Origin of the sequence: Paenibacillus sp. USDA918EY (assembly GCF_009870825.1) — a bacterium.
GTDB lineage: Bacteria > Bacillota > Bacilli > Paenibacillales > Paenibacillaceae > Paenibacillus_AQ > Paenibacillus_AQ albilobatus.
In genome coordinates, this window is the sequence record NZ_WTWY01000028.1 from 21,815 (window position 1) to 36,729 (window position 14,915).

General features: G+C 55.0%; 13 protein-coding genes. 11 read left to right on the forward strand and 2 right to left on the reverse strand.

Annotated features, from left to right (window positions below; translation table 11 throughout):
* The first annotated feature begins 73 nt into the window (after window positions 1-73).
* The 8 genes from GQY55_RS29755 (at window position 74) to GQY55_RS29790 (ending at window position 8,887) form a co-directional block, all read left to right on the forward strand.
* Window positions 74-499 carry a MarR family winged helix-turn-helix transcriptional regulator gene (locus GQY55_RS29755; protein WP_160045541.1) on the forward strand — a complete coding sequence of 142 codons (426 nt, stop codon included), beginning with the start codon at window positions 74-76 and terminating at the stop codon, window positions 497-499.
* Window positions 500-567: 68 nt separating this feature from the next.
* Window positions 568-1,593 carry a nitronate monooxygenase gene (locus tag GQY55_RS29760; RefSeq protein WP_160045542.1) on the forward strand — a complete coding sequence of 342 codons (1,026 nt, stop codon included), beginning with the start codon at window positions 568-570 and terminating at the stop codon, window positions 1,591-1,593.
* A gap of 263 nt (window positions 1,594-1,856) precedes the next feature.
* Window positions 1,857-3,506 (forward strand): MFS transporter, encoded by a 1,650-nt coding sequence (locus tag GQY55_RS29765; protein ID WP_236575956.1) that lies wholly within the window; start codon window positions 1,857-1,859, stop codon window positions 3,504-3,506.
* Window positions 3,507-3,524: 18 nt separating this feature from the next.
* Window positions 3,525-4,160, forward strand: a complete 636-nt coding sequence (locus tag GQY55_RS29770) for an HlyD family secretion protein (RefSeq protein WP_160045553.1) — start codon at window positions 3,525-3,527, stop codon at window positions 4,158-4,160.
* Between the two features lie 175 nt (window positions 4,161-4,335).
* Window positions 4,336-4,923: a DUF1273 domain-containing protein gene (locus tag GQY55_RS29775; RefSeq protein ID WP_160045543.1), complete on the forward strand. Its 588-nt coding sequence runs from the start codon at window positions 4,336-4,338 to the stop codon at window positions 4,921-4,923.
* Window positions 4,924-4,983: 60 nt separating this feature from the next.
* Window positions 4,984-5,979: a Gfo/Idh/MocA family protein gene (locus tag GQY55_RS29780; RefSeq protein ID WP_160045544.1), complete on the forward strand. Its 996-nt coding sequence runs from the start codon at window positions 4,984-4,986 to the stop codon at window positions 5,977-5,979.
* Complete coding sequence (locus GQY55_RS29785) at window positions 5,979-6,494, forward strand: hypothetical protein (protein WP_160045554.1); 516 nt, start codon at window positions 5,979-5,981, stop codon at window positions 6,492-6,494. Before GQY55_RS29780 ends, GQY55_RS29785 begins: the two co-directional genes overlap by 1 nt.
* A 95-nt stretch (window positions 6,495-6,589) precedes the next feature.
* Window positions 6,590-8,887 carry an outer membrane protein assembly factor BamB family protein gene (locus tag GQY55_RS29790; protein ID WP_160045545.1) on the forward strand — a complete coding sequence of 766 codons (2,298 nt, stop codon included), beginning with the start codon at window positions 6,590-6,592 and terminating at the stop codon, window positions 8,885-8,887.
* A gap of 37 nt (window positions 8,888-8,924) precedes the next feature.
* On the opposite strand, the gene GQY55_RS29795 is transcribed toward GQY55_RS29790, so the two are convergent.
* On the reverse strand, window positions 8,925-9,914 hold the full coding sequence (locus tag GQY55_RS29795) for an SPL family radical SAM protein (protein ID WP_160045546.1): 990 nt from the start codon (window positions 9,912-9,914) through the stop codon (window positions 8,925-8,927).
* 157 nt (window positions 9,915-10,071) lie between these two features.
* On the opposite strand from GQY55_RS29795, the gene GQY55_RS29800 reads away from it, so the two are divergent.
* The 3 genes from GQY55_RS29800 to hflX all read left to right on the forward strand — a co-directional run bounded on the left by GQY55_RS29800 (window position 10,072) and on the right by hflX (window position 14,417).
* Entirely contained in the window at window positions 10,072-10,866 is a 795-nt protein-coding gene (locus GQY55_RS29800) for a TatD family hydrolase (RefSeq protein WP_160045547.1), read from the forward strand.
* 163 nt (window positions 10,867-11,029) lie between these two features.
* Window positions 11,030-12,592: a sensor domain-containing diguanylate cyclase gene (locus tag GQY55_RS29805; RefSeq protein ID WP_160045548.1), complete on the forward strand. Its 1,563-nt coding sequence runs from the start codon at window positions 11,030-11,032 to the stop codon at window positions 12,590-12,592.
* 535 nt (window positions 12,593-13,127) lie between these two features.
* A complete protein-coding gene (hflX, locus tag GQY55_RS29810) occupies window positions 13,128-14,417 on the forward strand; it encodes a GTPase HflX (protein WP_160045549.1) in 1,290 nt (429 codons plus the stop codon).
* A 57-nt stretch (window positions 14,418-14,474) separates the two neighbouring features.
* Here the strand turns inward: hflX and GQY55_RS29815 are convergent.
* Window positions 14,475-14,915: hypothetical protein (locus GQY55_RS29815; RefSeq protein ID WP_201452271.1), on the reverse strand; the 441-nt coding region annotated here is incomplete at its 5' end.

Consider the following 14,915-nt stretch of genomic DNA (forward strand, 5'->3'; position numbering starts at 1 on the left):
TCCTTTGTGCTATACTGTTCCTGACGCTGTTTCGCTTCGAATCCGGGCAGCATAAGGAGGCGAATGAGGTATTATGGATGCTCCGATTCATTTGATCGAATATGAAATCGCTTTGCTGGTGCGGCTTACGACGGCCCATAGCCCGAAGCTCGGAAGTCTTGACCGCTCAGAATATCTTTTGCTGAGCGAGCTGGAAAAATACAGCCCCTTAGCCATCAACGCGCTCGCCGATCAGCTGCTGCTGAATTTGTCCACGGCGAGCCGACAGGTGGCTGCGCTTGAAGGAAAGCGTTATATCCGGCGTTATCCGGATACGAACAACGGCAGGATCAGTTTGGTGGAAATAACGCCTGAAGGACGGGACATTCTGCGCAAGGTGCAACAAGCGCGTTACGATGCCTATGCGGATATGCTTTCCGATTGGTCTCCCGCGGAACTGGAGCAGCTGCGGGACAATTTGACCCGGCTGAACCGGGATTTCAAAGCGTGGAATAAATGACGCTTATCAACGAACCGCCCGGAAACGTTCGCAGCCGGTGCGGTTTTTGGCACGGGAGGATGGAAGAGATGTTGGAAATCTTGAAATATCCGATTATACAAGCGCCCATGGCAGGCGGAGTATCGACCCCAACCTTGGCGGCGGCTGTGTCGAACGCCGGGGGATTGGGTTTTCTGGCCGGAGGCTACAAAACGGTCGAAGGGCTGGAAAAAGACATCAAGGAGCTCCGCGGACAAACCGCGGCGGCTTTCGGCGTCAACCTGTTTGTGCCCGGCCCGGATACCGCGGATCAACAGGCTGTGGAAGCGTATCGCGCAGAGCTTCTGAAAGAAGCGGAAAAGCTGAACGTTTCCTTGGGCGCGCCGGTCTACGACGACGATGCCTATGCGGGCAAAATCGAATTGGTTCGGTCGGAGCGGGTTCCCGTCGTCAGCTTTACGTTCGGGTGCCCTTCCAGGGAAGTCGTGCAAACGCTTCAGGAAGGCGGAAGCAAAGTGGTCGTGACGGTTACGAGCGCGGAGGAAGCGGCAGCGGCACTGGATGCGGGCGCCGACGCGTTATGCGTGCAAGGGGCCGAAGCCGGCGGCCATCGGGGAACTTTTTCGAACGCGCCGGAGCCGCAGGAAGATTACGGCCTGCTGGTGCTGCTCCGGCTCGTCCGAAAGATGACGGATGTTCCGCTGATTGCGGCCGGAGGCATCATGGACGGAGCGGCGATTCGGGCGGCCCTTGCCGCCGGCGCAAACGCGGCGCAGCTGGGGACGGCGTTTCTTTTATGCCCGGAAAGCGGAACGAACCCCGCATACCGGCAGGCATTAACGGATCCGGGATTTACGTCGACCCGCATTACGCGCGCGTTTACGGGCAGAAGGGCGAGAGGGCTTGTGAACCGGTTCATGGAAACCTATGACGCGTTGGCCCCGGCCGCGTACCCTCACGTGCATCACCTGACGCAGCAGCTCCGAAAGGAAGCCGCGGCGCGCGGAAGTGCAGAATGCATGTCGCTTTGGGCCGGCCAAGGCTACCGGATGGCGCGGGCCGTACCCGCAGATCAGCTTATCCGGGAACTGATGTCAGAATTTCAAGGAAGTTGAAGCTGATCAAGGATGCCGCCTGCGGGCGGTTTTTTTTATTCTAAAGCACTTTTTCTTTCCGACACTCCCCTCAAAGCACCTTGACTTGGTATCGAATCCCTGGGGCCCCGTTTTGCGGTGGGATTTTCGCCTTCCCATGAAAAAAATGACTATTGCATGTTCAAAAAAATATATTGTATAATACAACTTGCTGTTTGCAATATATAATCTTTTCAGGAAGAAATCGCGCAGCCATGGGATCATTACACGAAAGGAGGAGTCTGATGAAATTATCGTCAGGCCGTCTAGCTGCCGTCTCCGACTCGGTCAAAATGCCGCTGCCGTCGTACCTGATCATTTCGATTTTGACGATCTTTGCGATCGGCCCGCAGTATTTTATCAATCTGTCTTACATTATGAATCAGGTCATTATCCAGAACGGCCTCGATCTCAGTTCAAACGATCTCCTGCTCCCCTCCACCTTGTCCAACATCGCCTTTGCTCTTGGCGTGCCTTTGGGCCCTGTATTTACTCGGAAATGGGGGCTGCGGAGCAACTATCTCCTGTTTGTCGCGATATTTTTCGCCGGCTCCGTGGTCAACGTGTTTGCAGGGGATTCGGTTTCCTTGACGATCGGGAGAACCATACAGGGGTTAAGCGCGGGTTGTTTGTTCTTGACCATTTTGCCCGTCAGCTTAAAATCGTTCCCCAATAAAATCCGCAACTTCTTTCTGCTCATGGTTATTATCGGGTTGTTCGGGGCAAGCGCGGTCGGCGCCATCTTCGGCTCCGTATCGCTCACCGTCGGCGCGTGGCGTTGGCTGTTTATTTTGAATATCGTCTCGGCCGCGCTGTGCCTGATGGTCGGCTTTATCGGTTTGCCGCACGGGAAGGAAGAACATGAGACGCAGCCTGTCGGCAAGTTCAACTTGTTCCTGCTTGCCGCGCTGATGCTTTCGCTGACGGTGCCGCTGTGCAATTTGGTGGAGAAAGGCTTTGCCTCGCTGTACGTTTGGCCGTTTTTGGCCGTCGCAGGCATGCTTCTGGTTCTGTTTATCATCATGGATCTCAAATCCCCGGCGCCGCTTGTTCCGTTCCGAACGCTGAAGGCGCCAAAACCCGTGTCCGGCACCGTGATGGCGATCGCCTCGCATGTCTGCCTCATTTTGGCGATTGCGGGGATCAACGGCTTTTTGCGGAATAACCTGAACCTGCCGTACCGGTATCTCGTTCATTTTTACATCTGGTTTTTTGTCGGGATCGTGGTGACGGCCGTTTTGAAAACTTTGCTGTTTGACCGTCTGGGCGCCGGGATTCTCGGCTTGGCCGGTTCGCTGGCCGTCATTTACGTCAGCCTGCAGTGGCGCGGGATGGGGCCTGAAATTTCCTTGAACGCGTTGTATTTCCAAATTGCGCTGCTCGGGGCCGGCGTCAGCATGGTGCTTGTCGGCGGAGCGCTGGGGACGGCGCTAGCGGGCGATATCCACCAAGCTTCGATGAGATCGGTCACGCTGCATTCGATCCGCAATTTCGCCGGGGCGGTCGTGACGCCGCTGCTGGGGTGGTATTTAACGCGGCAAAACGCCGTCAACTATGAAGAAATTCGCAGCCGTCTCGGTTTGTTTGGCGGCGAGGCCAAATCGGAAATCGCAGGAATGACCCGCGGCCTCATCAATGAAGGGCTTCCGGCGGCCCAAGCCCAAAGCATGGCCTCCTATGAACTGATCGTTCATACGAAAAGGGCGGCGATTTTGGGCGCGTATCACCATCTGTTTACGATCATGGCCTGCGTGGGCGTGATCATGCTGCTGGCCTCGGTAGGGAAAATCGTCACCGGCAAAGGCAGATCGCTTGTGCAAAAAGAAAAGCGGCTGATGATGCCGAAGCCGGAACCAACCGATCTCGCGCCAAGCGCCATACATTTTACGAAATAAGGAGAAACGATCGATATGATTAGCCGTACCCGATTAATCATCGCCAATGTTGTGGGCGTGCTCGTCATCTGCTTTTTTATAGCGGCAGGCGCCTACTTTTATTACGAAAAAACCAACTACATCAAAACGGAGGACGCCGTTGTGGCTGCAGACATGATGCCCGTCGTTGCTCCCGCCCAAGGCGTGCTGACCAGCTGGAACCTTCAGGAGGGAACCGACGTCAGCGACAAAAACATCGTCGGCGGCGTGTCCGACGGCACGAAGGTCGTCCCGATCAGCTCCCGGATGAAGGGCAAAATCATTAAAAACGACGCGCGTGCGGGCGTGCCGGTGCAGGCCGGCCAGGTGCTGGCGCAGGAAGCGGACATGGATCATTTGTACGTCATCGCCAACATCAAAGAAACCCAGCTGAAGGACGTTCGCATCGGCCAAAGCGTGGACGTTACGGTCGACGGGGACCCGGACGCCACCTTCGAAGGCGAGGTCAAATCGATCGGATATGCGACCAATTCCGTATTTTCCGTCCTTCCGCAGCAAAGTTCGACAGGCAGCTACACGAAAGTGACGCAAAAGATTCCCGTCAAAATCACGATCAACCAGGCGTCGTCCAAGGTGCTGCCCGGCATGAACGCCGAAGTGAAAATCTCGCTGTAACGATTCAAGAACCTTGCGTTTCCATAGGGAAATGCAGGGCTCTTTTTGCTTCAATCTCCGACATACCAGTGGAAATCACCGAAAGAATCGGGGTATGATAGGAGGAAAGCGATAGAGAGGATTTTGCAGAAATCCCGAAGCAAGTCAGAATTTAACGGAAAATAAGGGGTTTGCGATGAAAAACGTGCTCGTAACGGGATACCGCGCGCATGAGCTGAACATTTTCGGGCAAAAGCACCCGGGAATCGCGTACATTCAAAAAGCCGTCACCGCCAAGCTTGTTCAGCTGGCCGAGGAAGGGCTGGAATGGGTGATTTCGCCCGGTCAATACGGGGTCGATTTATGGGCCTGCGAGGCGGCGATTGCCTTGAAGCGGCAGTACCCCGACCTGAGAGTTGCCATCATCACGGCTTTTGAGCATCCCGAAGAGAACTGGAAGGAAGACAAAAAAGAGTACTACAACCGGATTTTGCAGGGAATCGATTATTATGGGGCGGTCAGCCGCCAGCCTTACAGCGGGCCGTGGCAGTTTAGGGCCAGGGACGATCTGCTGTTCCGCAAAACCGACGGCATCCTTCTCGTATACGACGAGGAAACGGGTGAAGGCAGCAGCGCCAGGTTCTACAAGGAACGCGCATTGAAGCTGCAGCAGGAAGAAGGTTACGGCTACCTTAGCATTGGCACCGAAGATATTCAAAGCCTGGCGGATGAGGAAGCATCCGGCTGGGACGATGCGGCAGGACCGGAGATGGGTGAAGGTTGAAGGCTGAAGGCTGCAAACGGTATTTCATTTCATGCAATATCCTGATATATGGGGAAAGGAATGATTGGATTGATCCGATTCGGAACGATTGGCACCAACTGGATTACGGAACGTTTTCTGCATGCGGCACTTGAGAATGACGATTTCGAGCTGAAAGCGGTGTATTCCCGCACGGAGGAAAAGGGGCGCGAATTCGCGGCCCAGTTCGGCGAACCCAAGGTGTATACCGATTTGAACGAGATGGCTTCAAGCGATGAGATCGACGCGGTGTACATCGCCAGCCCGAATTCGCTTCATGCGGAGCAGGCGATTTTGTTCATGAACCACCACAAACATGTGCTGTGCGAAAAACCGCTCGCCTCGAACAGCGGCGAGGTGCGGAAAATGATCGCGGCGGCCGAGGCCAACGGCGTGGTGCTGATGGAAGCGATGAAATCCACGCTGATGCCGAACTTCAGAATCATGAAAGAAAATCTGTATAAAATCGGCCAGGTGCGCCGTTATTTTGCCGGCTACTGCCAATACTCCTCGCGTTACGACGCGTTTAAGCAGGGCACGGTGCTGAATGCGTTCAATCCGGAATTTTCGAACGGGGCGCTGATGGATTTGGGCATTTACTGCATTTATCCGCTCGTGTCCCTGTTCGGCAAGCCGGATTCGGTCAAGGCGTTCGGCATCATGCTCTCTTCCGGCGTGGACGGGGAAGGCAGCGTCATTATGCGCTATCCGGAAATGGACGCGGTCGTCATGTATTCGAAAATATCCGACTCTTTCCTGCCCGCCGAAATTCAAGGGGAAAACGGGACGATGGTCATCGACCGGATCAACCAGCCGTACGACGTGAAAATTCAGTACCGGGACGGCAGCGTGGAAGAATTGACCCAGCAGCAAATCCATGAATCGATGTATTACGAGCTGGAGGAATTTATCCGCATGATTCGCCGCGGCAAGCGCTGCAGCAAAATCAATTCCCACGAAACGTCGCTTGCGGTCGCCGAGGTGATGGAGGAAGCGCGTAAACAGATTGGACTGAAATACGCGGCGGACCCATGGTGATGTTCGATCCGACGATTTTCGAGAATCTTAAGGTGGCCCTTGAAAACCAATTGTACGATCTCGATAATATCGACGGCCTGATCCGGATCATCGGCCGCGACGACCGGCTTGAAATGTCCGTCATGTCCCGGGAGTTTGCCATCCGGTTCGAATTGGCGGGAAGACCGGAGGTTATTGCGGAGATCGGGTTGAAGGCGTCCTTGGCCGATTTGTCCGCCGAGATTTTGGAGATTGAAGACGTGAGGCCGGGATGCAGGCTGAGGATCGGGTTCGGGATGAACGTGACGGAAGCCGAGACGGAATGCGCCGAAATCGAACGGATCTTAAAAACGATCTGGCCGGATATTCCGCTTGTTCAAACCTTAACCCGAGTATACGGGGATGAACGGAACGGCTGCCGGAACAAAGCCGAGCTGAGATTCGGGCGGAAAATCGACGAGGAGCAGATGGGAGATTTGCCCGAGCTCATCGATTACGTGCTGAGGTCATTGAAGGAGCTTGGCGAACGCTTTTAACGGAAATAGAGCAGCATGTAAAGACGCACACACGGGAACGTTTTACGCTGAAGGTTCATATGTCATGGGAATCTATTAAAAAGGGTGGTTCCGTTATGCGATTCAAACCTTTGAAGCTTTTGGCCGGCGCGGCGGTCCTTGCGGCATCTTCCGCGATGCTGCTCAGCGTGCCCGGCACTGCGGGGATGGCGGCATCCTCCGCAGCGTCCGCGTCAAAGCAGGTTCAGCCTGCAAGCAAGCTTGTGTTTCGTTATAAAACGCCCTATTTTGCCGATCAGCTCACGAGCGCTTCCAGGTGGGAGGATCTGAAAGCTGCGGGATACGGGTTAACAGGGGAATCGGCAAATGTAAAACCGTCCGGAGCCGCAGGAAATTCGCCGGGCTCCGCTTCCGGGGATCTTGTTTTAACGGTTTCGAATGAGGAAGGCAGCCGCTGGATTCCCCGCTGGTATACGTCGGATGCGGCCGAGTCGATCGTCGATGTTTCGCCGTCATATGTCGCCGTCAAGCCCGATACCAAGCTTTCGCTCGCGCCGGGGAGCGGCTTGAAATGGGCCCCGCCCGAGCAGGGCATGAAGTTCGTTGCGCTGGCGGAGTGGAAGGATTGGACGGCCGTGATGGTCAGCCCCCAAGGATGGCATGGGGATGACCGGGTGTACAGACCCGTGCTGCTTTGGATGAATACGCAGGCGATCGCTTCGAAAAGGGCAATCCCGACCGGGGTTTTAAGCGGAGATTCCGCCGTGCCGGATGAGCTTGCAAGGAACTTGACCGAATTTTTGCTCGAAAAGGGCGATAGCGCGGCTAATGTGCAGAAGCTGCTGGGCGCCCCTGACGTGAAGGAGCGGTCGGCCAATCTGGCGGAGCCGGGCGAACCGATGCGGCTGGGCATCACTTGGCGTTATGAACGTCCGCAGGCTCAGTTGGCGGTCGCCTTTTCCCCGGAAGGCAGGCTTGCCGCCTGGAAATGGATCCTTCCCGCCGACGGAAAGCTGGAAATCAACAGAACGGCGGGCAGCGATTACCGGTTTACATATGATTTTCGGACGATGCCCATTCCAGCGACGATTCATGCCAAGCCGGCATGGAGAAACCAAGGGACCTTGAATTACGCCTACCTGATTGGCGCCACCGATCGGGTGCTGCTCGTCAACGGGGATGACGGCGGATTCAGCGGAATGCATTACGCGTCTTCCGTTTATGCCGTCGACCGGGGCACCGGGCAAAAGCTGTGGCAGGCGGACGCCGGATTCGGGATGTTCGGCGTTTCGCTGGACGCCTCCCGCAATACGGCGGCGGTATTTACGGATTATGATCCCGCGAAGAAAAAGTACGAAGCCCGCATTCGCGAGTTCCGGCTGCAGGATGGGCGTATTTTATGGGAAAAGCAGCTGCCGAAGGAACGCCAGATTCGGATGTTTGCAGCCCAAGGCGTCATCCTTTTACAGCAAACGCTTGCTTCGAAACCGGCTTCCGAGGTGTTGAGCGTGCTCGACCGAACAACGGGCAAACAGCGCTGGAACAGGACGCTGAAAAGCAATCAGCAAATCCTCGAAACCGACGCGGAAGATCCGTATATCTTGCTGCAGGATGGCGCGAAGCTGACGGCGCTGGATCCGCTGGACGGGAAAGAGCGGTGGAGCGTGGCCGGCGCCGGTCCGGCCAAGGAAGATCCTCAGTGGAATCCTTATGCCGCCTACGGCAATATCCGCCAGCCGCTGCAGCACGACAGCAGCCGATGGCTCCTGGTGGGCAGCGAATGGATGCTGCTGAACGGGGATGACGGGCAGGTCCTTGCCCGATTCCCGTGGCATCCGCAGGAGCGTTTCGAAACGACCAACGATTCCAGATATATTTTGGTGCAGCGCTCCGAAAAGGCGGACGACTTCGATCCTTCCAGGATCGAGGAAACGGTGCTGTATGACGTTGTCCAGAAGCGCAGCCTGTGGACGCTGCCGGGCAAGGCGGTAAACGGTACGGTCGACGGAAACCGGTTGTACGCGGTGCTGAACGGGCGGCCGGCAGCCGTCGATCTCGAAAAGGGGACGCTACTTTGGCAGATGCCCGTCACCTCCCTTGAATCTGCAAGCCCGTATACGATGGACGAAATGGCAAAGACCCGTTTTGCCGTTTTATCGCGTTACCTTCTGATCGGGTATGGTTCCGATCTGCTTGTGCTGCGGAAGGAGGACGGCGGCGTGGCGGGCCGGCTGCATGACCTGCAGTTCGATTTCGCCGAAGCCCATTACCGGAGAGGCATCGAAGGACTGCTGAATATGAGCCCCGGCGGCGACATCTATATCGGTTCCTCCAACGGCGGATTGGCGCGGTATCATAAGGCGGATCTTGAACGATTGCTGGATGGGACGGACCGGGCGCCGGAACGCCGGTAAAATGAAAGGCCCTGCGCTTTTGCAGGGTTTTTCTTTTTTAGAACGGAAAGCTGAGCTGCTCCACCTCGGGGGAGGGAAGCGGCATTTCGGGTTGGAAAGGCGCGGCGCTGCCTGCTATTCTCTCCGGCTTGCAGCCGCCGCTTCGCTTCTCGGGCGCGTCGTCGAACAGACGGAGTTTTTGCTTCAGCCCGCCGGCGAGCGTCTTGATCTTTTCCGCGTAACGCGGATCGGGATAGGCGCCTTGGAACAAGCTTTTGTACCGTGGAACAAGCTCCGGATAATGCTGCCCGAGCGCATGCATAAACCAGTTTTTCACGTCCGGCGACAAACGGAGCAGCGAAGTCATCGCAAACGAGGCCTGATGATCTTTGGCTGCGGTCATCAATTCCTCGAGGTTTTCCTTCGAATCCGTCAGGAAGGGCAGGATGGGCGCAATAAACAGGCCGGTATGCACGCCGTTTGCCGACAGCTGTTTCACGGTTTCAAGCCTTTTGTAGGGGGGAGGGGCTCCCGGTTCCATCATCCGGATGACGGAAGGGTCAAGCGAATTCAAGCTGATGTTGACCGAATCGACGTTCATACGGCTGAGCAGATCGAGGTCGCGTAAAATGAGCGGCGAACGCGTGGTGATGCTGGTGCGGATCCGGTATTTGGCGAGCACCTCAAGGCAGGCGCGGGTGATCCGCGCCTTGATTTCCACCGGCTGATAAGGATCGGTCGCCGTCCCCAGGACAACCAAGCCGACATGCCGCCGAAGCTCGCCGATATCGTAACGGAAACGCCGGGCCATCCGCGACAGCTGCTCTTCCAGCGCCTCGGCCGCGTTCGTTTTCAGCATGATCCGGTTTTGGAATTCATCGTCGGCTTCCCGTCCGATAAAAGACTGAAAACCTCGGGCATAACAAAAGCTGCAGCCGTGGGCACACCCGCGATAGGGATTGATGGACCAATCGAAGGGCATGCTTTTTGCCTGCACCTTGTTCAGCGTTTGCTTGACGGTTTGGGTTTCGTACATTTTTTTGGACAAGGATCCTCACCTCCATATCGCGAACATTTGTTCTGTTTATATGTAGTATACTATACCTCAGTTCGTTTTGAAAATACGATGGAAAATGAAGGCAGCCGCAAAGAAAATCAGGATTTTGCAAAATCCGATTCAAAATAAAAGAAGGCAGGGATCAAAAATGCAACCGCAAATGATCGATATCGGAGTAAATTTGACGAACCGCTCGTTTCACAAGGACCGCGAGGAGGTGATCGCACGGGCGGAGGCCGCTGGAGTTACGCCGCTCATCGTAACCGGCACCAGTGTAAGGAGCAGCGAGGAAGCCGCGCGTTATGCCGAAACGCACCCCGGAAAGCTGTATGCCACGGCAGGCGTTCATCCCCATGACGTGAAGGAATGCGGCAGCGGTACGCTCGAGCGGCTGCGCTGGCTTGCCGCGCTTCCGCAGGTGGTGGCCATCGGCGAATGCGGACTGGATTACAACCGCGATTTTTCGCCGCGCGATATGCAGCGCGAATGGTTTCAGAAGCAGGTTCAGCTTGCAGGGGAGCTGGGAATGCCGCTGTTCTTGCATGAACGGGACGCGCATGCCGATTTTGCCGCCATCATGAGGGATTATCCGGACATGATCGCGAAATCGGTGGTGCACTGCTTTACGGGTACCCGGGAAGAGCTCGAAACCTACCTCGAGATGGGCTTTCATATCGGCATTACCGGCTGGATTTGCGACGAGCGGCGCGGACAGCATCTGCGTGAGCTGGTGAAAGACATTCCGCTCGATCAGCTCATGATCGAAACGGATGCGCCGTATCTGACGCCGCGGGACCTCAGACCGAAGCCGAAGGACGGGCGGAACGAGCCTGCATTTTTGGCGCATATCGCGAAGGTGGTCGCTTCCTGCATGGGCATAGACGTGGAGGAAGTCGCAAACGGCACGGCCAAAACGACCAAAGCGTTTTTTCAAATCCCGTGAGGGGATATCCACGGTCCGTCTTCTGTGAAAGTACGTCGATTGCCGTTTTTCTTAATTCTTGTATATTGTGACATCCGCTCTGTTGTATAATGTCATCATGGCACGGAAGAAGTCAGATCTTCCACAATTATGGAGCAGGCGGGATGAGATTTTGAGGCATGTTATGAAAAAAGGAATTACGCTCCGGTTTACCATTTCGCTGTTGGTGATCACGGCGATTTTGCTTACGATGTTGACGAGCATTACCTCTGCCGTACAGGTTAACCGAACTTCCTTGATCGACAATTATTTGAACAAAAACGAATCGTATTCGAAAAAGATGGCGGCCAACGCGAACGAATTGCTGAAAACGATGCAGGATAACCTCCGCGCAATCGCCGTCATTTCCGGGCGGGAAAGCACGATGGATCGGCAGTTGTTCGATGATCTGTTTCAGGAGAACACCCAATATTTCAATTCGATTGTCGTTGCAGACCACGAGCGGGTCGTTCAGGCGATCAGCCCGCATACGACCGGAATATCCGTGGGGGACAAGCTGACCTCCGAGCAAAGCAAAAAAGCCGTTGACATAAAAAAACCTTTTATTTCCGAGCCTTACCGTGCGACGACGGGGCGGCTCATCATTCTAATTTCAGCTCCCATCGAGGACAAAAACGGGGCCTATAAAGGATTTGTGGGCGGCACGATTTACCTGGAGGAAAAAAACGTGCTCAGCACGATGCTGAAGGAGCATTTTTTCGGGGACGGTTCTTACGTATACGTCGTGGAAAAAAACGGAGATTTGATCTTCCATCCGGACCGGCAACGGGTCGGGCAGAACGTCGTTCAAAACGAAGTCGTCCGGAAGGTAATATCGGGCCAAACCGGCTCCCAGAAGGTAACCAATTCTTTGGGAGAAATTTTTCTGGCGGGTTATGCGTACGAATCAAGCAGCTCGTGGGGCATCGTTTCCCAGACTCCATACGAAGTGATCGACAAGCCGTTAAATCTGTTGGTCAATCGGATGCTGCTGTTTTCGCTGCCGTTCCTGCTGCTGATTTTGATTCTGGCCTGGTGGGTCGCTAGCCGGATCGCGAAGCCGCTGCATACGCTGGCCCGGTTTTCGGACGAGGCCACCTTGAAACCCGTGCCTGCCGAGAACATTCCGGACATCCACTCTTATTATTACGAGGTCAGGCTGTTATCGCAAAGCGTGAAAATTGCGCTGCAAAGCATGAACCGCGATTTGACGCATCTCAGGCATGAAGTCAACGTCGACGAGCTGACCGGCCTTGTCAACCGCAGAGGTTTTGACGGCGTGATGGCGGGCTGGCTGGAAAGCAACATGCCGTTTGCGCTCATTTTGATCGACATTGACCATTTCAAGCTGGTGAACGATACGTACGGGCATGTGGTCGGCGATGAGGTGCTTCGTTATTTGTCGCGGCTGATGAAGCTGGTCGCTTCCGAAGAAGACGTATGCTTCCGTTATGGCGGCGAGGAGTTCGGTATATTGATCAACCGCTCCGGACTGGCCAGGGCAAAAGATATGGCGGATCGGCTGCGCGATCAGCTTGCCATCACCAAAAGCCCGACCGGCCAACCGATCACGATTTCCGCGGGTATTTCGGCATTTCCGGCGCACGGCCATTCGGCCGAGGAGCTCGTGATGCGGGCGGACGAGGCCTTGTACCAATCCAAGGAAAACGGCCGAAACCGGACGACGGTGAGCAAGGCGGCTCAGTAAAAGGGCTTCCCTCACCCGCCTCAAAACTTTGGAATTGTGAAAACGGCATTCATGTGTTAAGATGGTAACAATTACAATGATCGGAGGGTTCGCGAAGTTATGATTAATATTAAATTCCGTTTCTTCTCTTTGTGCCGCTAATTGAATAGTGCTCAAAGGCTCTGCCCCGTGCAGGGCGAACGGGATTGGTATGCATATCTTCGGATGAACCCAATATATTCATACGCGTGCCGTCTAAGTCTTTTCAGGCTTCAGGCGCGCAAGGGTTACGGCGGGAGAGGCTTCTACAGCCCCTCCTTTGCTGTTTTTCGGGTACGCTTGACGGCTGCAAAGGCGGCCGTTTTCCTGACCTAACGGATGGATGCGAATCTAAAAGCCTCTTTGGCTTTTTATTTGGCATGCGGCCGGCGTCTCAGGCATCCGTGACTCTCGTTCGTTCCTGGAACCACAGGCAGCAGCCTGCGGTTTTTTCGTTTGTTTCGGGGATTTTCCAAAATTTCGAGGCAAATAATAATCACTTGGAGGGATTTCATATATGAAACAACCTGAACTGTTAGAAACGATCGATCAACGCGCCGTTCTTGTCGGCGTCAATTTGAACAACCAACGCGATTTCGACTATTCGATGGAAGAGCTCGGCAACCTCGCGGAAGCCTGCGGCGTAGAGGTGGTCGGCCAGCTGACGCAAAACATGGAGCGGGTCAACAAGTCCCACTACATCGGCACGGGCAAGGTAGAAGAGCTCTCGGGTTTGTATAGAGGGCTGGAAGCCAACCTGATTATTTTCAACGATGAGCTGTCCCCTTCCCAACTGCGCAATCTGGAAGCCGACCTGGAATGCAAGGTCATCGACCGGACGATTCTTATTTTGGACATTTTCGAAAAACGGGCCAAGACGCGCGAAGCCCAGCTTCAGGTCGAAGTGGCCCAGCTGCAGTACATGCTGCCGCGGCTGGTCGGGCTGCGCGAATCCCTGGGGCGGCAAAGCGGCGGCGTCGGCCTGAAAAACAGGGGGGCCGGGGAAACAAAGCTGGAGCTGGACCGCCGCCGGATCGAGGAAAAAATAACGGCGCTGAACAAAGAGCTGGAGTCGCTGGTGTTCCAGCGCCAGACGCAGCGCAAAAAACGCAAGAAAAACGAGCTGCCGGTCGTGTCCCTTGTCGGGTACACCAACGCGGGCAAATCGACGATCATGAACGCCATGATCGAAAGATTCGGGGCGGCGGGAAACGCCGAAGAAAAAAGCGTGCTCGAAAAGGATATGCTGTTCGCCACGCTGGAAACGTCCGTGCGGAACATTCAGCTTGAAGACAATAAAAGCTTTCTGCTCACCGACACCGTCGGTTTTGTCAGCAAGCTGCCGCATCATCTGGTCAAAGCCTTCCGTTCGACGCTCGAGGAGGTGGCCGAAGCGGATTTGCTGATCCATGTCGTGGATTATGCCAACGAAAAATACGAGCAGCTGATCGAAATCACGGAAAACACGCTGAAGGATATCGGGGTCACGGATATTCCCACGGTTTTCGCGTACAACAAATGCGATTTGGCAGGCCGCGACATTCCGGAAGTACAGGAAAACGCCATTTATATGGCGGCCAAACCGCGGATCGGCGTCGACGAGCTGGTTGATCTCATCAAAAGCTATGTGTTCAAAGACTACGTCCGCTGCGAAATGCTCATTCCTTACGACCAGGGCCAAGTGGTGTCTTACTTAAACGAGCATGCGGACATTCAAGCGACCGAATATGAAAATGAGGGAACCCGATTGACGCTGGAATGCAGACAGATGGATTACGAGCGATTCCACGAATACGTGATCGGCTGAAAAAATGAAGGCCCGGTTCGAGCATGACTCGAACCGGGCCTTTTTCGCATAGAACGTTTATTTGCCGATCGTGAATTTTCTAATATTCTCTTCCAAGTCACGGGACAGGCCTTTAAGCTGGCTCAGATAGCCGGAAACATCCTCGATCGTGGCGAGCTGCTCTTCGGCCGCGGCGGATACGTCCTGGGTAATGGCCGCATTCTCTTCCGTAATGGCCGAAATGTTCGTAAAAACGTCCGTCAGTTCGTGGCGTTTTTCCACCATGACGTGGATATGCCCGTCCACTTCCGCCGTTTTGTCCATCTGGCTGTTGGCCGAAACCAAGATTTCGTGAAAGATCGATTCCGTTTCCCTCACGGCCTGCTCTTGGTCGGCAAACAGCGTGCGCGAGGTGCCGATGGCTTCCACCGCATCCGAGATCTGACCGTTTACGCTCGAAATGATATGGCTTATGTTATTGACGGATGCGGCCGACTGCTCCGCAAGCTTGCGGATTTC

What these genes read in the sequence shown, in the direction of transcription:
- GQY55_RS29765 (WP_236575956.1), top strand. Translation starts at nt 1,857, where the DNA reads ATGAAATTATCGTCAGGCCGTCTAGCTGCCGTCTCCGACTCGGTCAAA.
- GQY55_RS29790 (WP_160045545.1), top strand. Translation starts at nt 6,590, where the DNA reads ATGCGATTCAAACCTTTGAAGCTTTTGGCCGGCGCGGCGGTCCTTGCG.
- GQY55_RS29785 (WP_160045554.1), top strand. Translation starts at nt 5,979, where the DNA reads ATGTTCGATCCGACGATTTTCGAGAATCTTAAGGTGGCCCTTGAAAAC.
- GQY55_RS29775 (WP_160045543.1), top strand. Translation starts at nt 4,336, where the DNA reads ATGAAAAACGTGCTCGTAACGGGATACCGCGCGCATGAGCTGAACATT.
- GQY55_RS29780 (WP_160045544.1), top strand. Translation starts at nt 4,984, where the DNA reads ATGATTGGATTGATCCGATTCGGAACGATTGGCACCAACTGGATTACG.
- hflX (WP_160045549.1), top strand. Translation starts at nt 13,128, where the DNA reads ATGAAACAACCTGAACTGTTAGAAACGATCGATCAACGCGCCGTTCTT.
- GQY55_RS29800 (WP_160045547.1), top strand. Translation starts at nt 10,072, where the DNA reads ATGCAACCGCAAATGATCGATATCGGAGTAAATTTGACGAACCGCTCG.
- GQY55_RS29760 (WP_160045542.1), top strand. Translation starts at nt 568, where the DNA reads ATGTTGGAAATCTTGAAATATCCGATTATACAAGCGCCCATGGCAGGC.
- GQY55_RS29755 (WP_160045541.1), top strand. Translation starts at nt 74, where the DNA reads ATGGATGCTCCGATTCATTTGATCGAATATGAAATCGCTTTGCTGGTG.
- GQY55_RS29805 (WP_160045548.1), top strand. Translation starts at nt 11,030, where the DNA reads ATGAAAAAAGGAATTACGCTCCGGTTTACCATTTCGCTGTTGGTGATC.